14 protein-coding genes and 1 pseudogene are annotated in these 16455 nt (G+C 68.8%); 5 read left to right on the top strand and 10 right to left on the bottom strand.

Annotated features, from left to right (window positions below; all coding sequences use genetic code 11):
- Positions 1-68: 68 nt before the first annotated feature.
- The 3 genes from ACPXCB_RS20000 to ACPXCB_RS19990 form a co-directional block, all read right to left on the bottom strand.
- Positions 69-503: a DoxX family protein gene (locus tag ACPXCB_RS20000; RefSeq protein WP_425877148.1), complete on the bottom strand. Its 435-nt coding sequence runs from the start codon at positions 501-503 to the stop codon at positions 69-71.
- A 497-nt stretch (positions 504-1000) separates the two neighbouring features.
- The gene (locus tag ACPXCB_RS19995) at positions 1001-1279 is read right to left on the bottom strand and encodes a hypothetical protein (protein ID WP_425877147.1); all 279 of its coding nucleotides are present in this window, start codon (positions 1277-1279) and stop codon (positions 1001-1003) included.
- 122 nt (positions 1280-1401) lie between these two features.
- On the bottom strand, positions 1402-1707 hold the full coding sequence (locus ACPXCB_RS19990; protein ID WP_425877146.1) for a hypothetical protein: 306 nt from the start codon (positions 1705-1707) through the stop codon (positions 1402-1404).
- A 300-nt stretch (positions 1708-2007) separates the two neighbouring features.
- Here ACPXCB_RS19990 and ACPXCB_RS19985 point away from each other — a divergent pair.
- Both ACPXCB_RS19985 and ACPXCB_RS19980 read left to right on the top strand, forming a co-directional pair.
- Positions 2008-2400 (top strand): annotated as a pseudogene (locus tag ACPXCB_RS19985) (transposase); the annotation flags it as partial.
- A gap of 312 nt (positions 2401-2712) precedes the next feature.
- Positions 2713-2958 (top strand): IS3 family transposase, encoded by a 246-nt coding sequence (locus ACPXCB_RS19980; protein WP_425877145.1) that lies wholly within the window; start codon positions 2713-2715, stop codon positions 2956-2958.
- Between the two features lie 72 nt (positions 2959-3030).
- On the opposite strand, the gene ACPXCB_RS19975 is transcribed toward ACPXCB_RS19980, so the two are convergent.
- The 3 genes from ACPXCB_RS19975 to ACPXCB_RS19965 form a co-directional block, all read right to left on the bottom strand.
- On the bottom strand, positions 3031-3762 hold the full coding sequence (locus ACPXCB_RS19975; RefSeq protein ID WP_425877168.1) for a transposase: 732 nt from the start codon (positions 3760-3762) through the stop codon (positions 3031-3033).
- On the bottom strand, positions 3755-4027 hold the full coding sequence (locus ACPXCB_RS19970) for a helix-turn-helix domain-containing protein (RefSeq protein WP_425877144.1): 273 nt from the start codon (positions 4025-4027) through the stop codon (positions 3755-3757). The genes ACPXCB_RS19975 and ACPXCB_RS19970 overlap by 8 nt, the downstream gene beginning before the upstream one ends.
- A gap of 259 nt (positions 4028-4286) precedes the next feature.
- Complete coding sequence (locus tag ACPXCB_RS19965) at positions 4287-4691, bottom strand: GNAT family N-acetyltransferase (protein ID WP_425877143.1); 405 nt, start codon at positions 4689-4691, stop codon at positions 4287-4289.
- Between the two features lie 357 nt (positions 4692-5048).
- Here ACPXCB_RS19965 and ACPXCB_RS19960 point away from each other — a divergent pair, with 357 nt between their 5' ends.
- The 3 genes from ACPXCB_RS19960 to ACPXCB_RS19950 all read left to right on the top strand — a co-directional run bounded on the left by ACPXCB_RS19960 (position 5049) and on the right by ACPXCB_RS19950 (position 8904).
- Positions 5049-5216, top strand: a complete 168-nt coding sequence (locus ACPXCB_RS19960) for a hypothetical protein (RefSeq protein WP_425877142.1) — start codon at positions 5049-5051, stop codon at positions 5214-5216.
- 56 nt (positions 5217-5272) lie between these two features.
- On the top strand, positions 5273-5896 hold the full coding sequence (locus ACPXCB_RS19955) for a hypothetical protein (protein WP_425877141.1): 624 nt from the start codon (positions 5273-5275) through the stop codon (positions 5894-5896).
- Positions 5897-5997: 101 nt separating this feature from the next.
- Positions 5998-8904, top strand: coding sequence for a CHAT domain-containing protein (locus ACPXCB_RS19950; RefSeq protein ID WP_425877140.1), 2907 nt, complete (start codon positions 5998-6000; stop codon positions 8902-8904).
- Positions 8905-9241: 337 nt separating this feature from the next.
- Here ACPXCB_RS19950 and ACPXCB_RS19945 read toward each other — a convergent pair whose 3' ends face one another.
- The 4 genes from ACPXCB_RS19945 to ACPXCB_RS19930 are packed head-to-tail and all read right to left on the bottom strand — an operon-like array spanning position 9242 to position 16334.
- Positions 9242-9616 (bottom strand): YbjN domain-containing protein, encoded by a 375-nt coding sequence (locus ACPXCB_RS19945; protein ID WP_425877139.1) that lies wholly within the window; start codon positions 9614-9616, stop codon positions 9242-9244.
- Positions 9606-13058, bottom strand: a complete 3453-nt coding sequence (locus ACPXCB_RS19940) for a helicase-related protein (RefSeq protein ID WP_425877138.1) — start codon at positions 13056-13058, stop codon at positions 9606-9608. The genes ACPXCB_RS19945 and ACPXCB_RS19940 overlap by 11 nt, the downstream gene beginning before the upstream one ends.
- Complete coding sequence (locus tag ACPXCB_RS19935; RefSeq protein ID WP_425877137.1) at positions 13055-15064, bottom strand: hypothetical protein; 2010 nt, start codon at positions 15062-15064, stop codon at positions 13055-13057. Before ACPXCB_RS19935 ends, ACPXCB_RS19940 begins: the two co-directional genes overlap by 4 nt.
- On the bottom strand, positions 15057-16334 hold the full coding sequence (locus ACPXCB_RS19930; RefSeq protein ID WP_425877136.1) for a hypothetical protein: 1278 nt from the start codon (positions 16332-16334) through the stop codon (positions 15057-15059). Before ACPXCB_RS19930 ends, ACPXCB_RS19935 begins: the two co-directional genes overlap by 8 nt.
- Positions 16335-16455: the final 121 nt, after the last annotated feature.

Here is a 16455-nt window from a genome sequence, read left to right as displayed (position 1 = left end):
ATCTGCAACTGGCACCCAGGCAGCGAGCGGCAACCGGGCTGACGATGTCGTTGGATTCGGTTCGTGTGTCAGGGACGACGGCGCAGTGAGCGCAGCGCGGGAACCGCGTCGGTGGCGGCGAGCGCCCAGAGCACGAGCAGCGGTTGGAAGAGCAGGCGGATCGCCCGTGCCGCGTCGGTGTCCAGGCCGAATCCGTCACGCCCTTCAGTGAACTGAGCGATGTTGCCCGGGAAGACCACGACGAAGAAGGCGGCTACGACCGCTCCGGTGAGGCCGCGTACGGGCTGTCTCCAAGCGACGAGCAGGGCCAGCCCCAGGCAGATCTCGACCACTCCGGAGGCGACGACGACGAGGTCGGCATCAAGCGGGAGCCAGGAGGGCACCTGCGCCAGGAACTCCTCGCGCGCGACGGTCAGGTGGGCGGTGCCGGCAACGAGCAGCATCACGCCCAACGCGACCTGGCCGACCGCGCCCGTCAACCGTCGGGCAGACGTGGATGTCATGGTGTCTCTCCCGTGGCGTGAACGAGGGACGGACGGCCGGCCCGCTGCGGGGGCGACTCCCACCACCCTACGGACAGAAGAGGCGGTCCGGCTCCCAGGCCCGGTACCGCCTCGTCTGTCGACTGAGCTGTGGGAAGTCTCCGTCGAGGTGACCGACCCTGCCGCCGGCCCATGGTCAGTTCCAGCGACGGACGGTACGGCCGGTCGGCTTCCCCACCGCTGCCCGTCCAGCTGTTCGGGAGTCGCCAGTCGTGGGTGAGTAGGCTGCCCGCCGCTGGGGTGGGGCTGAGACCACCGTTGGCGCAGGCCATCGTGATGGATCACGCCGAGGCGCAGGCCGCAGCCGTCCCGCGCCGTCCCGACGCTCCCCGGAAGCCACTCGTGATGAACAACGCCCCGTGTGACGACCCAGTCATGTGCGAGGAGATCCTCGTTAACGCCTGTTGTGCAAGATGGCGAGGCCATCGGCCGGTCCCGTGGCGGGTGAGCACGAAGATTCACCTCGCCAGCCAGGGCAGGCTTGCGCACTCGGTGCGCATCAGCTCACGCCCGGAGCGGAACTGCCGCTCCGGCTCCGGCGCTACCCGCAGGATCGCCGGCTCACGATCGGCCAGCTCCAGCCGGTGAGTGTTGTTGTAGAGCCCGCCGCCCAGCTCGACCGTGGAGACCGGCTCAGCGGTTGGCCCGAAGACGCAGTGGCAGATGGCGCGCACGTCCTCGGCGCCGATGGACCGCTGGAATGCGCCGGTGGGTCGCGGCAGGGGGCGAAAATCCATGACTACATCTCCCCCGGATCTGGCGCCGTCGCGGATGCCGGCGGCCGGTGACCTCCTGACTCCCGCACCGTACCGCCCGCCTACGTCCCGCCCAGTCCAGCGCCGTGGACCGCCTGCCAGGCTTACGGAGCGCCGGCGATCAGCCTGCCGATGCGGGTTTCGACCTGATCGAGGCTGACGACTCCGTCCCGGAGGTTGTAGTAGCCCTGCTCGACCACTTCCGGGTCCACCCCGGCGGCGCGTGCCTCGGCGCGAAGCGATTCCAGGTCGATTTCCTCGCGCAAGGCCTGGGCGACCGCGGCCCTGTCTCGCTTCTGGAGCTGGATGGCGGCCTCCTGCTGGCCACGCCGCACGAGGAGCACCCCGGCGGCGATGCCCCCGACGGTGGTGGCGCCGGCTGCGGCGTAGTAGAGGATCGGGATGTGCATGACTGGCCTTTCAGGCGGCGGCCCGCTGACGGGCGGCACGGGCAACGGCGCTCCCACGGCGCGGACCGCACCGTATCGCGCTGGCGCGAGTGTGCGTGAGCCGAACCGCTGGCGCGAGCCAACCGGCCGGGCCGCACGCGGCTCGATCGGCGGATCGAGCCGCGTGCCTGTCGGTGCCTTCCGGTCCGGGCCGCCCCACCTGCTGTCGGCCGTGGCCGACGGCCGGAGGGTGGCCTCGCCGACACCACCAGCCTGGCCACCAGGCCGGCGAGTGCGGTCACGGATGAGCAGTTGATCGCGATGCTGGTCGATCGGGCTCGCGGTGACGGGCTGAAGCTGACCGGTGAGGGTGGACTGTTGCAGCAGCTGACCAAGCGGGTCCTGGAGTCGGCGCTGGGCGGTGAGATCACCGATCACGTCGGCTATGACAAGCATGACCCGGCGGGTCGGGGTAGCCGGAACACCCGTAACGGCAGCCGGACCAAGACGGTGCTCACCGATGTGGGGCCGGTCGAGGTTCGGGTGCCACGTGACGCCGCCGGGACGTTCGAGCCGCAGATCGTGCGTAAGCGGCAGCGCAGGTTGACGGGCGTCGACGACATGGTCCTGTCGTTGTCGGCCAAGGGCCTGACCCACGGCGAGATCGCCGCGCACCTGGCCGAGGTGTACGGGGCTGAGGTGTGGAAGCAGACCCAGGTCAGTGTCGGTGGCCCGCTTGGGCCATCGGTGGGCGGACGGCCGCCCCCACATGATCGCGCCGTCCCTGGCTGGCCGATTTTCCTCGCTTCCGCACCGTCTCGCTCTTCGTGACCGGGGCCGTAAGCACCTATTGTGCGGCGGTCGTCATCTGAGCAAGGTGCTGTGGCATCTGGCGGTGACCGTCAGGGTTCGGACGTGCGGTGGCGTTGAACGGCGGCTGGTTGTGTAGCCACAGCAGGCCGGCGAGGTTGGTCGGCATCGTCCACTGGGTAGGCCGTGCCGGGTTGACCGTCTTGGTGCCGATGTATGTGTCTGATGGAGAACTTCTGGTCGACACTGAAGATCGAGCTGGTCTACCGCAACTCGTGGCGGGCCCGCGACGAGGCGGAGAAGGCGATCTTCAGCTACATCGACGGGTGGTACAACACCCGGCGCATCCAGAAAGACCTCGGCTGGCGATCCCCAGACGAGTACGAAGCCGCCTGGCACACCCACCAGACCCAGCAGGACGAGGCAACTATCGTTCAGCCTGAGCCCACCGGCGCCAGGTAACCAACCCTCCGGCGAACCGGGGGAACCTCAGTAGGAACCGGCTGCCACAACGTCAGATCATGCAACCAACCGCTAGTGCCTCGTCATACAGCCTTGAACGGGTAATCCGGGTGGCGGATCTTGGAGTCGGTGGCGAATCCGGACTTCGGTTTGGCGCGCTGGTTGCGCCAGCGGATGTAGTCGCCGATGGCGGCGTCCTGTTCGGCGTGGCTGCGGTGGTCGGTGCCGTTCAGGGCGAAGTACCGCACGGCGGCGAACTCGGCCTCGATCCAGGTAGAGGCGTTGGTCGGGCCAGCGGCGGCGCAGGGTCTTGAGGAAGCTCAGGAACTCGCGCCAGCGTTTGCGGTCGTGGATGCGGTAGTGCAAGCGCCCGGTGGCCAGGTCGAGGGCGGCGATCATGTGCCGCACACCCTGGTCACGGGTGTAGGTGGCCCGCAGCCGCACCGGCTGTCCGTGGGGTCGCCAGGCCCGGCCGGGGCGGGGTTGCAGGTTCAACGTCCCGAACTCGTCCACGCAGAGCACCCTGCCGTCGGCGGGCGGGTGGTCGTAGAGATCCAGGATCCGGTGCATCTTGGTCGTGAAGTCCGGGTCGGTGCTGGCCTTCCACGTCTTGGTGGCCTGCCACGACACGCCTCGCTCGTGCAGGATCCGCCGGATCGTCTCGACGCTGACCGCCGCGACGTAGCCCGCGTCGAGCAGGTAGTCGCGCAGCTTGGCCAAAGACCAGCAGGAGAACGGCTTACCGAGGAAGCGGGGGTCGCACCGGGCGATGACGCAGATCCAGTCGCGGGTCTGCTCATCGATCCGTCTCGGTGCGCCCCCGCTCCATTTTTGGGTCCAGCGCGTCGAACCCCCACTCGTTGAACGCGTGGATCACGTCCCGCACGTAGTCGTCGGTCACCTTCAGCAGGTGGGCGATGTCCGGGACCGGCTGGCCCTGGGCCGACATCAGCACCACGATCGCCCGGCGCAGCTTCACCGGGTCCTTCGCCGTCCGAGTGGCCCGCTGCAACCGCTGCCCCTCAGCCATCGACACCTGCCGGACGAACACCTCCGGGCGTCTGCCCACCGGCCACCACCTCCCGCACAGTGATGGGAGACAGCCTGCCCGACGGGTCCTCAGAACCGACGGATTACACGATCAACGTTTCAGGACGAGGCACTAGATGAGTCCCCTGCTCTCCTGCTCACGCCTAAATAGTGACAGCCGCCGACGTCCAGGTGCGATCTGCCCGTCTGCACTGGCCGCGCCTCCGGGCAAGGGGCCGCCGGACGGACCGGGCGGGCGCTACGCATCAGCGGCCAGAGTTTCGGTCCGCTCGGCAGGTTCAGCGGCAGACCGGCGCGGTATCCCTGCACGCGGAGCATGTCCCTGGCGGTTCGGTGGTGACCACGGTGTAGACCGGCCATCCGGTGTCGTTGACGACCTGGTGGTGGCGGCGCAGCAGCTCGCCGGCGAGCCCGCGCCTTCGAAATGACGGGTGCACGGCCAGCCAGGGCAGCCAGTGATGGGATGCCGAGGACCTGTAGCTGTCGATGGCCGGGTTCAGCGCCGCGAGGCGAGATGCTGCGCTGCCGGCGAAGGTCGTCAGATGGTGGTCCCCGAGCGGCCAGCGGGGACCGTCCGGATCGTGCCACCGCCACACCGCGACCGCCGAGAGGTCCAGCGCCACGTTGACGTCGACCGCGGGTAGGCGGTGCAGAAGGACGTCCCGCTCGGTGGCGTCGGGCACCAACCACTCGACACAGGGTCACGCTCGAGTGCGCCGGCCAGCAGCACCGTGATCGCGGCGACGTCCTGCGGTCTCGCCTGCCAGATGGCCGTGTCCATGGCGGGGCCACTCATAGCGGCCGCTTGGCGGCAGCACGTCTGCCGGGAACCGCGCGAGGACTCCCCCGTTTGACTGGCCCCGCCGCCTCCGCCAGATCGTCGGCCCTGCGGTCGGCAAGTGCATCGGCGGGCCGACGGTCGACGCCACATCGCCGTGATCCGGAGTGCGAGTGCCGCCCGTTCGAGACCTCGGTGACCTTGTCACTGACCTGTATCTTTTGGGGCGACGGTAAATGACTTCGTCCGGTGGGAGACGACGATGCCAGCGAACGAGGAGTCCGAAGACCAACACTCCGGCGACTTCCGCCTGGCTGACAACGGCGAGCTGGAAATCTTCGACGGCACCACCTGGGTCTCTTACCGTTCGGAACCCGACATAGACCCTGGGCCGATCCTTCGTGACGAGCCGCCGAGCAGCCGGCGGTGAGCGTCCCTCCTGCTGACCCGCTTCGCTCACCGAGCGCGCTCGAAGCAGTCGGTGATATGCGTGCGACAGCGAAGTGGACTATCGGCGCTCTGGGCGCGGTCGGCGCGGCCCTCCTGGGCGCGGTACCGCTGACGGCGCTCGGCAAGCTTGAGGACGCCGCTGACGTGACCGCGACAGTCACCGGACTCGTACTGGCCCTGGTCGGCATCGGCTGGGCGATCTGGAAGACCACGACATCGCTGGTGCCGCCGATCACCACTCTGGCGACCATCGACGAGCTGCCCGGCCTGCGCGCGATGGCTGAGCGGTCGCCCGAGGCGTTCTTCGGCGCATTCGGAAGATCGGCTGTAGAGCTCGACTCGAAACGCCAGTTGCACGAGACAGTCGCATTCAACCTCGCCGCTGCCACTGCTGCCGAGCCGAATGAGGCGCGTCGCCGGCTACTCAGCCATCACCTCGCCGTGGCCCAAGGCAACGTACGCCTCGCCCGGTCGCTGCAGCGGCAGCTGCTGGACCTCGCCCACGCCTGGCAGGTACGTCAGGCCCTGCGACGGGCACAGGCGCAGACTGCAGTGGGAGTCGCCGTCACGTTGATCGGCGTGGCGGTACTCCTATCTACCTCTGTGGAGTTTCCTGATGCCCCGGCCCCGAAGCCGTCTACCAGCTCGGGGGCTCCATGAGTGCCGCTGAGCACGGCGGGCCGGACCGAGGGCAATCGGCTACCAACCACAATCAACGTGCCAGGGACCTAGCCCGTGAACCCGGCGTAGGCCAGGCTCGAGTGATCGCCGAGCTCGAAGCTGCCGTGAACACTTACCCGCCATCCACTCACCCTAGCCAACGAGCGCAGGCGTTGCAGAAACTGGGCACCGAGCTGATGCGCGCGGGCAAGACTAGACGTGCCATCACCACGTTTGAGGAGGCGGTCCGACTCGAAGCCCAATTCCCCACGAGTCTTTCCGGTGGTGCGGTCACCAGATCCAAGGTGGTGGAGGCATCGAAGCTACGACAGTTGCTGCTGCCCATGCTGGCCGGGGCTGCCGCCGAGACCGACACCGCCACGCTGGCCATTTTCCTCGAAGGGTGCGACAAGGCACTACGAGCAGAGCTGCATCTAGCGCTAAGCAGGGTGTTCGCCAAGCGTCGGCACGGTGACCGGGCCGAGAACATGGAAAGTGCTCTGCGTCATTGCCATGCTGCGGTGGACGGCCTGAAAAACATGGCCAGTCTGCAGTTGTGGGCCCAGGCGCAGCTGCAGCTCGGCCGGATCTACCGCGACCGGCTCTTCGGCGACCGGCACGACAACGCGGACAAGGCGCTTGCCGCGCTGAGGGCTGCTCTGCAGGTGTTCACGAGGGATGCCAATCCCTATCGCTGGGGTCGAGTCCGCAATACGATGGGCACCGTTTACCAGCAGGCCCGCTTCCCGGTCAGACCGTCACCGAAACTAGCTGCCGAAGCCTTCACAGACGCGCTGAACGTCCTCACCGCCGAAAAACATCCAGACGAGTGGGCCGGCGTCAGCAACAACCTCGGCATGGCACTGCTCGATGACAATCGCCCCCAGCAGGGCATCGCCCACCTACAAGCGGCTCTGGCCGCATGCTCTATGGAGCGGACACCGAAGGCTTGGGCCGAGCTACATCACAACCTCGGCCGGGCTTACCGGCTCGGGAGCATCAACCCACAGCACGCCCTGTGGCACTACAGCCAGGCGTTGCGGGTACACACAATCGCGGAAATGCCGTGGGACCACCGGCGCACTATTGGCGCGATCGGCATGCTGTACGGACAGGCCGGCGACTGGGTCCGCGCGCACGATGCCTTTGATGCCGCTCGTCGGGCCAGCGATGTCCTGCTGCAGCAAGTCACGACGGGCGTACACGGCATTGACGAAGTCTTGCGCGCCGGCCACGAAGCCAACGACCTCGACGCGTACGCGCTCGCGAAGCTCGGCCGTGCCAGTGACGCAGTCGAAGCGGTCGAACGGGGCCGCGCCTACGGTCTCGTGGAGAGACTGCGTCTGCACGTCTTGGACATGAGTGAAGTTGACGATCCGCAGTTGCGCGATCGGGTGGAGTCCGCCCGCGATGCCCTGCAGGCGGCTCGACGCCGCATTGACGATGTTCCCTGGCGACGGGCCGGGGCTACACCGACCGGGCTGGCCGGCAAACTACGTGAGGCACGCCGAGCCCTTGACGAGCTGCTGCAACAAGCCAACGCAGCAGGGTACAACGTCAGCCTGTCGGGCCGTCCATTGACGATCGCCGATGTCCCGATTGGCATCGTCTATCTGCTGCATACCGAATGGGGTGGCCTCGCGCTCGCCGTACACCCCGACCAGCACGGCAATCCGCAAGTCGCCACGCTCTGGCTTCCCGAACTGACCGACACCTTCGCCGCTGGCCTCGCTCAGACGAGCCTACCGGACGGCAGCGGCCGGATCATCGGTGGCTACGCACTCGCCCAGGAAGGCGTCGCCCTCAACAGGGTACTCAACCAATGGCCCGGCGCCACCATCGCGGACCGGTTCCAGGCGCTGTGCAGCCATTGCGACCAGGCCGGTATAACCACTCCTCTAGTGGAGACATTGGAGACTCTGCTCAGCGACAAATCCCTGGCAGACGCGATGCATGCGCCGTACGAGGAGGTTGACGTCTCAACTCTCGCCAAGGTAGCCGGGGTCGCCAAGCGAACCCATCTGAGCCTTGAGCTGCGACGCTGCCTGCCCGCCCTGAGCGAGACGCTGGTCACTCCGCTTGCGGCTCGGCTGCGCGAGCTGGACCTGTCCACGGTGACGCTAGTGCCCTGTGGGGTGCTACCCGCCTTTCCACTGGCCTCCGTGCCGATTGGCCCTGACCTGCCCGCCAGCCCGGCAGAATGGACCACTTTCGCCGATGCTTTCTCGTTGACAGTCGCACCCAGCGCCCGCCGAATGGCGGAGTCCTCGCACCGGCGCACGGGAGTGTTCGCCCTGGGTAATCCCCTCCCCACTCATCACGCGCTGCGCTGGGGCGAGGCCGAGGCACACACCGTGGCTGCCCTCGGTGGGGATCCCGGACTGGCCCGGACCGGGCATTCCGCCACCCGTGCATGGCTGTTGACCGCGATGCGCGAGGGCCGACTCGTCGCCGCAGCTTGTCACGGCCGCTTTGACGGTGACGACATCCTGAACTCCGGCCTGCTACTCGCCAACGGTGAGCGTCTGACCCTCGCGGACTCTTTCGCCCTTCGTGACGATATTAGTGGACTGCCTCTGCTAATCCTCTCTGCCTGTCAGGCAGCCACCGTTGACCTGCATGGCGCCCGTAGTGAAGTGCGCAGCCTGCCGACCGGCATGCTGCAGGCCGGTGTCCGCTCCGTCCTGGCCCCGGTTTACTCGGTCGACGACCACGCGACGTATCTGCTTGTCACCGCCTTCGTCCGGGAGTACCTACAGTCGGACTCGAAGCCGTCCCCCGCGCAGGCCCTGTCCAAGGCTGCGGCGTGGGTGCGGAAGGTGACCAACAGTGAACTGGCCGACGCTGTGCCGCACTCCGGTGAACGCTACTCCGCTGCAATGGCAGCGACGTTGACCGCTGCTGTGGCCACTCACCGAGACCCGGCGCAGCGCCCATACGTGGACCCGATCTATTGGGCCGGCTTCCAGGTGTACGGCAGCAACGCGAACAGACTCGGAGCGCCCTAGATCCACGGTGAAGACCGGTGTTGGGATGTCCTTGATGACCATCGGCAATCGCTGAAGAGACCAACTGCCGTGTGGTCAAGGCTCTTGGTGATGGTGAGGTAACGGAATCGCCGCGTTGAGATCTTGGGACGACAGTGAGCCTTGGTGCTTTTCCCCTCGTAGCGTGAAGGCCAGAGCTTGGGGGATAGAGGTTCATGGCTGAGACGAGACGGCAGTTCGATCCGGAGTTCCGGGCGGGTGCGGTGCGGATCGTGCGTGAGACGGGTAAGTCGATTGGGCGCGACCGGCTGCGCGAGGCAACCGAGACGGTCGGTCGGCACCGCCTGAGGGACCTGACTCAGCGGTCGTCGGAGCCCGTGAGCTGGAACTCGTACCGGTCGGCCTCGCGAGCCACCGCCCGCACGAGGGTGTGGAATGCCTCGGGGGTGAGTCCGTCCTTCGGCGTCCACGCCTGGGCGACCAACCGGCCCTCCTCGTCGATCCGGAAACCGACCAGGCTGCTGTGTCGATTCCTTCGCCAGGCGGCGCGGGCGGCGTCCTGTTCCGGGTCGAGGTCGTCCGCGTCGGCGACGACGGCCGTCAGGAGGTAGCTGTCGCCCTCGTCCAGGACCTGGACACCGTGCGAGCGCTCGTTGGCGAAACGGACCGTGATCCACTTTCCTCTGATCCGCATGTCGTCGGCGGCGCAGAGCGTGCGCCACTCAGCGCGCATGCCGAGCATCTCGCTCCAACTCCGTCCTGAAATCGGTGAGTGGCCGGTCGCGGTCGGGCAGGTGCCGCCGTTCCACGTCGTCGGCGTGGCCGGTGACCCGGCGGATCAGGGCGGCGACTCGGGTACGGTCGCTGCGGCGGTCCGTGAGCAGCACGTTCTCCTCCACGGTGATGTCGTAGGTGCCTCCGCGGGCCCCGACGGCGCCGATACGGCTCTGGCTGGAGGCGCTCCATTCCCGGAGTTCCCTCCACTGTTCGTCCCGCTCGACGCGTCCGATGGGGCTCACGCACCGGATGACGAGGTCGTGGCCCTCGCGTTCGAGTTGGAGGCTGAACGGCTGCTTCCGTCCGTCGGCGAGCAGCGCGGTGCCGAGCAATGTGGCGGGGTCGGGTTGACCCCGTTCCCACTCGATGTTGGCTCCCGACAGGTCACCGCGGGACAGCGCGGCGAACCGGTCGAATTGCCGCCGCACGCGGGACTCGTCCACGGCGAGCGGTCGGTCGCGTCCGGCGAGGTGCTCGTCGCGTACCGGAAAGGAGGTGGTCAGCAGGTCGGTTGGTACGGGCGGCATGCCGGCGTGGGCGTGCACCTCCCGGGCGATGTCGAGCCGGCTGTCCCCGGGCGCGGGCAGTGCGAGGCCCTGGTGCATCAGGCGCAGGAAGTCGTTCATCCGGTGCAGCACGCGCCGTGCCTGCAGCCGCTCGACGGTGTCGGCGAGGTGGGGGTAGTGCACCTGGAGCAGGTCCTCGCCGTCGACCTGGTCGCGCGGCGCGGTGAGCCGCCGCTCGGTCTCGGAGCGGACCCGGTCGATCCGTCCGATCCGCTGCTCGATGGCGGACGGGGTCCAGGCCAGGCCGTAGTGGTAGACCCGGGAGCAGAAGGTGTGCAGGTCCTCGCCTTCCTGCAGCAGGTCGGTGCAGATCAGAGCGAGCGGGTAGCCCGGCAGCCGGAACTGTTGGACGTGGCGGCGGTTGACCCGGCCGGACATGCCGGCGACGGGTTGCTGCGCGGTGAACAGCCGGCCGACGAGCGTGGGCGCCTCCCGCAGGTCGGCTCGCCGAAGTTCGGGCAACGTCGTGTCGAGCACCAGGTCATGGTTGTCGGCGAGGCTCTTGAGCTCGTCGTACGCCGACCAACCCCGCGTCTGCGGCGGCGTGTCCGCCTGCCGCTGCAACTCGTCCAGCCAGGCGGTGACGATCTCATCGCTCGGCTCGGTGCCCTGGGCGGGGCTCAGGGACGGCAGGTGATCGGTGACGACCGCGTAGAGGTCGAGGAACGCGTGCCCGAGCCGGGCGGCGGCGGACAGGAGTTGGGCCCGCACGTGTTGTTCCCGGACCTGCACTGTGAGGTCGGCGGAGGCAGGCGCCGGCCAGAGCGCGGCGCGGAGGCTCGCGCGTCGGCGCAGCTCTGTGAAGAAGGTCGTGGTCTCCAGGAGTTTCGGCTCCGCCTCGGCGGCTACCGCGCTCCCCTGCTTCTTCGGCCGGTACAGCTCCCGCCAGATGACCTCGGCGTGGGGCTGGTGGGTGCCGGGCGTCTCCGCGAGCAGTTCCAGCGCCGCGGCCTGCACGGCGTCGAAGCGCGCTCCCCTGGTGGGCTGCTTCGCGCTGCTGAGGTAGTGACGGGAGTACTCGCGCAGCAGCCGATCGGACTTGTCGCGCTCCTCGCCGAGCGCGGCGGCCAGGGCGTCCGTGACCTGGCCGGGGGATGCGCCAAGCAGCGCCATGACGTGGTTGTCGTCGAAGAACGTCCCGAGCCCGCTGCCGAGGTTGCGGAACCGTTCCTGGATCCTGGCGCCGCTGATGACGCGGTCGGGCCCGCGCCCCCGAAAGTACCAGGCGAAGAAGGTGTCATCCCCGCCGATGTCCTCCTCCTCACCGCCGTGGCCGCCGTCGTCCGTGGCTGCGGGCACGCGCTGCATGCGCTGCTGGTGGAACTCCTCGACGGCGGCGTCGAGGAGGGCGTGGTGCCGGCGGTCGATGCGCTCACGCAGGCGCCGGATAAGCCAGTCGTTGTACTCGTCGTCGAGCTTGCGCTTCAGCTCGCTGACGGACGCCTTTCGCCGGACGAAGACCAGCGCCTTGCGCCCGTCCCGCCAGGACAAGGCGAGCGCGTCGACGAGGGCGTCCATCTTCGGATGCGGCAGTTCCCGACCGAACCGCCGCAGGTGGTCCCGGGCGAGTTGGTCGAGCATCGGTACGTCGATGCCCTGCCGCTCGGCCGCGTCGATGACCTGCTCGTCGCCGTCGAAGTGCGAGGTGGTGTCGTCCGTGGTCTCGTCGTCCGCCTCCGGCGTCGCCTTGCTGGTCTGCAGGAAGGACTCGAAGGACGCCAGCATGCCGACCTGAAAGCGGGCACCGAACCGTTCGTGGCCGAGCAGTTCGGTGACCTTCTTCTGAACGAGCGCCACGGTGAGCCGTTGCCGGTCGTCGGTGATCTCGATCGGCTCGTCGTGCTTCTCGACGCCGCCCTGGCGCCACTCGCGCCGGTAGAGGTTCTTGGTCAGCCGCCGGTCGTTGACCCGCAGAGAGGTCACCCGCCGGATCAGGATCTGGCCGGCCACTTCCCGCTTCCGCTCCTCCGAGGCGTCGGGGTCGCGGAGGCAGCCAAAGGAGCCGGCGTGGCCGAAGAGGTCCAGCTGGTTCCACAGCTGCCGGTAGTCGTCGTCGACGGGGGTCGCGGACAGCAGGAGCACCTTGCCGGCCCGTGACCCGTAGGTGGGGGCCAGGCGGGGATCGACGTCGTCCCTGTCGCGTCCGAGGACGGTGGCCAGCACCTGGTTACGGGCGGAGGCCTGCCTGCCCCAGCCGTGTTTGAGGTTGTGCGCCTCATCGACGATCACCAGATCGAAGAAGGGCAGGGCGGCGTTGATGGCCTGGGCGAACCGGTCCTTGAGCACGTCGGTGTTGGCGCGCAGGTCGACAATGTCGTCGGGAAGCCACGGGATCTGCCGGCGCAGCCGGTGCCGGAAGCGGCGCCGCTGCTGCTCGTCCCTGCGCAGCGGCAGGCTGAAGCTGGGCAGGCGGACGAAGAAGTCCCGGTCCGGGCCGACCGCCGTCTCCTCCAGCAGTTCAACGAGGTCGGCGCAGTGCACCAGCGGTCGGGCGGGAATGCCGCCGGGCATCCGGACCCGCAAATCGTCCAGACGTACGTTGTGCTCGGTGAAGACGCCCAGCTCGCGTTGCCACTTGCGTTGGATGTTCTCCCGGGGCGCGACGACGAGCAGCCGCAGGTCCGGTGCGAAGTGGCGCAGCAGCGCGACGACGCCGAGCGCGACGTACGTCTTGCCCATTCCGACCTCGTCGGCGAGGTAGGCGATGCGGTGCCGGTGCAGGATGTTGTGCACGGCGACGGCCCCTTCGAGCTGGTCCGTGGCACGCTGCGGGTTGCCGATCACCCGGTTGAAGTCCAGCAGCCGCTCGGCGGTCCGGACGGTGAGTCTCATGCCGGCGCCTCCGCCTGCTCGCCGAGGAAGTGCGGCTCGTACCAGTCGAGGAAGTCGGTCATGGTGGCGTCGTTGCGGGCGGTGATCTGCGCGCGCAGGTCGGCCCGGACGGTGAGTGCGGCCTCGAGCCGTTCCGCACCGCGGGGGTCGGACGCCCAGAACGTCGGCCAGTCCCGGCGGACTTGGTCGGCGAGCTGCTGGGCGCAGAGCACCATGACGTAGCGGTCTACCAGGTCGCCGCTGGCGTCGTTGACCATCCGTTGCAGGAGCACGGGCAGGGAGTCGTACTTGGCGCCGAAGACCAGGAAGCGGGCCTGCTCGGTCCGGCCCTCGGTCAGGGCCTCCCGGACTGCCCGCCCAAGGCAGGCGAAGCCGTGGAACGTGCCGGCGAAGCGGTCGAAGATCGATTCGGTGGTGGCGGCGACCGGCTGGCGCGGCGCGTCGTCGCCGGCGAGGCTCTCCACGTCCTCGCCGCGCGCGGCCAGGTAGGCGGCGCGCTGGTCGGCGTCGAGCATCGACCAGTACTTCAGGATCTCCGCGGGGCTGAGGTCGAGCAGCAGGGACGGCCGGTGCGCCATTCCGGTCTCGTGGACCAGCACGACGCCCCGGCGGTCGCCGTCGACGATCGTGAGGAAGCTCGACGAGCGGAGCCGTTGGGACAGCGACTCGGCGTGCGCAGGAGGTAGCGGGGTCCAGACGGCCGGTGGCAGGGGCGGGATGTCAAACAGGGGCACGCCGTGGTGCGCCTGAAGCGGCGGGCTGACCGTCGTGCCGTCCCACAGGACCTCGGCCTCGCCGGTCCCCCAGTCGTAGCGGACCAGCAGGGGAACCACGTCCGGGGCGGTGTCCTCGTCCTCGGTGGCCGGCGTCTCGAGAAACGCCGGCGGTTCCTCGACCGGGTCCAGCCAGAAGTGGGGCCGTCGCCGTCCCGGCAGCTCCGCCAGGACACCGGTCTCGACGTTGCCGCCGCCTTGGTGGGCCGGCCTGGTCAGGTTGAACGATCCCACGAGGGTGATCTCCCAGTCCGGGCCGAGGAACCGGTACACCTTCGCGTGGACGGTGCGCGGCGGTATCGTCGCCCCGCCGCTCTGCCGGCCGCCACGGGCGGTGTGGGCGGTCGGCAGCCTCCCCCACTGGCCGCCGCGCGCGTGGACCCAGTGGTAGAGCGCCTCGCGGCAGCGGGCCGTGCCCCGTTCCTCCGGGAGCAGGATGCGCCAGCGAGCCGGGCGGAAACGGTCCAGGAGGTCGGCAAGTGGCCCCGAGGCGTCGGCGTCGTCGAGGTACGGGGAGATGATTTCCAGGTCCGCGCCGACGAGCCACTCGCCCGCGATCGTCTTGAGCTGATCGACCAGAGGCCTGGCCTGGGGGACGCCGGTGACGATGAAGTGCGGGTGCAGGACGCCGTCGGCCTGACGGTGGAAGATCGGCTGGACCGTCGTGAGGAAGTCCGTCACCTGTTCCAGCGCGTCCTGCGGGCCGAAGTGCCGCGCCAGGTGCCGCAGGTGGCTCACGAACCGTTGGATCTCCGGGACGGTGCGAGAGCGGCCGTGCTCCGCGATCTCCTCGACGTGGAAGCACTCGACGTTCTCCCACCAGCCCGCCCGCGTGAGGTTCGCCGACGCGGTGAGCACGACCAGTGCCCGTTCGCCGGTGGTGTCGTCGACGACGAGCACGAACGCGTTCTTGGGGTGGAAGTAGCCGGCGGACGGGCTGACCGCGACGCGCCGCACATCCAACGCAGCGGTGCCGTCGCCGACGGCCAGGCCACGGAGGTCGTAGTAGACGGCCACCTGCCCGGCCAGGTCCCGCAGGGCGTTCTCGAGCTGGAGGCGGCGGATGCCGGCGGACTGGTGCAGCGGCAGGTCGAACAGGACTGGCAGGATCTCCTGCTCGAAGAAGCCCGGCTCCAAGCGGAAGGTGCAGAACACGGCGGCGAGCACCCGTCGCCGCTTGATGCGTTCCCGCAGCGCCTCGGTGAGCACGGCCTTCGGGATGCGGTCACTCATGCGCGCCTCCCTCGACCGAGGCGACGACATCCATCAACGATGGCAGAAAGTAGGGGTACCACCACAGGTCCCGGATCTCGTCGACGGCCGGGAGGTCGGTTGGCTCGTCTCGGAAGCGCACCCGCAACCGGTCCTGGTCGGTGACCTCAAGCCAGGGCAGCCCGCCCCCACGTTCCCGCATGACGGTCGCGTTGCGCTGCGCCAAAGCCCGGACCAGAGCCGGGTAGTCGCCCTCTACCAGCGCGGCGGCGATGTCCCGCCACTGCTGCTCCGGCAGCAGTACCGCCGCCTCGGGCCGGACCGAGCCGAGCCGCTCACCCCACTGACTGCGCAGGTCCGTCACCACCTCGTCGAGATGCGCGTCGTGCCGGCTCAGCAGGTGGCTGAACAGCACGGTCGCCGGGGCCAACACCGATTCGCAGACCGCCACGCGGTGCAACCGCTCCGCCAGGTCGGGCCACCCGTGTTGCTCGGCGTCGGCGATGAGCTGGGCCACGTACGCCCCGAACAGCTGCCCGTCCTGGCGGCGACGAAGTCTGATGAGGGTGGCGAGCCGGCGTTGCCGGCTTTCCGTCTGGTCGTGCGGGCCGCCGTCAACAAGGTGGCGGCGGTAGAAGTCCCGCTCGTCGTCGGTGAGCGGCGTGCCGAACACCGCCGCCACGGCATCCCGTCGGCTGTTGGGCCGGAGGTTGAAGGAGACCGTGTCCGCGGCGAGGGCCTTCGTCAGGTCCTTGGCCGCACGACCCCATGCCGTGGCGAGACGGGGAAGATAGTTGGCGTCCACGAAGGCCGCGGCCTCGGGGGTCAGCCGCGCCGGTACGCCGGGAGCGACCAGGGCCGAGGCCCGCGCCGGGGCGGTGTAGTTGCCGAGCAGCCCGTCGGTCTTCTGGTTGCTCAGGATCTGCCGATCCGGCGCGGCCGAGAGCGCTACCTTGCCGCCAGTGCCGCTGGCGCCTGCGGCGCGGGCCGCCACCCGCTGCCGCCCGAAGAAGCCTCGGTGGTTGTGGACCTCGTGCCGGACGTATCCGGCCATCTGCTCCCACACCAGGAACGCGGCCTGCCGCCCGGCATCATCCTGAGCGGGACTCAACTCCGCCAGCCGGAGCCCGACCAGCAACGTGATGAATCCGGCGAGATCCCTGGTGACGGTGGTCAGGTTACCGATCAGCGGCCGGCCCATCGCCGACCACACCGGCTGCGCCCCGAGCCCGTCCCGCGACCCCTTGATCCGCGCACGGGGGTCCAACTCGGTGAGAAAGACAACCACCATGCGATCCTCGCCAGCCGCGGCGGGTCGGGGCATCCCCCTTCAGGGCAAAGGATGAGGAAGCTCGCCGACCGCTGTGACATACCGCCAGGGCATCACGCGCAGGTGCGATCTTCTATAGGAA

Source organism: Micromonospora sp. DT62 (assembly GCF_049847285.1).
Lineage (GTDB): Bacteria > Actinomycetota > Actinomycetes > Mycobacteriales > Micromonosporaceae > Micromonospora > Micromonospora reichwaldensis.
Note: the sequence above shows the minus strand (reverse complement) of the source record. Positions and strands in the feature narration are given on the sequence as shown.

Coding starts and splice junctions, on each gene's coding strand:
- ACPXCB_RS19990 (WP_425877146.1), bottom strand. CDS start 1,707: ATGCACATCCCGATCCTCTACTACGCCGCAGCCGGCGCCACCACCGTC.
- ACPXCB_RS20000 (WP_425877148.1), bottom strand. CDS start 503: ATGACATCCACGTCTGCCCGACGGTTGACGGGCGCGGTCGGCCAGGTC.
- ACPXCB_RS19960 (WP_425877142.1), top strand. CDS start 5,049: ATGCCAGCGAACGAGGAGTCCGAAGACCAACACTCCGGCGACTTCCGC.
- ACPXCB_RS19935 (WP_425877137.1), bottom strand. CDS start 15,064: ATGAGTGACCGCATCCCGAAGGCCGTGCTCACCGAGGCGCTGCGGGAA.
- ACPXCB_RS19955 (WP_425877141.1), top strand. CDS start 5,273: ATGCGTGCGACAGCGAAGTGGACTATCGGCGCTCTGGGCGCGGTCGGC.
- ACPXCB_RS19945 (WP_425877139.1), bottom strand. CDS start 9,616: ATGCGCGCTGAGTGGCGCACGCTCTGCGCCGCCGACGACATGCGGATC.
- ACPXCB_RS19980 (WP_425877145.1), top strand. CDS start 2,713: ATGTGTCTGATGGAGAACTTCTGGTCGACACTGAAGATCGAGCTGGTC.
- ACPXCB_RS19995 (WP_425877147.1), bottom strand. CDS start 1,279: ATGGATTTTCGCCCCCTGCCGCGACCCACCGGCGCATTCCAGCGGTCC.
- ACPXCB_RS19940 (WP_425877138.1), bottom strand. CDS start 13,058: ATGAGACTCACCGTCCGGACCGCCGAGCGGCTGCTGGACTTCAACCGG.
- ACPXCB_RS19930 (WP_425877136.1), bottom strand. CDS start 16,334: ATGGTGGTTGTCTTTCTCACCGAGTTGGACCCCCGTGCGCGGATCAAG.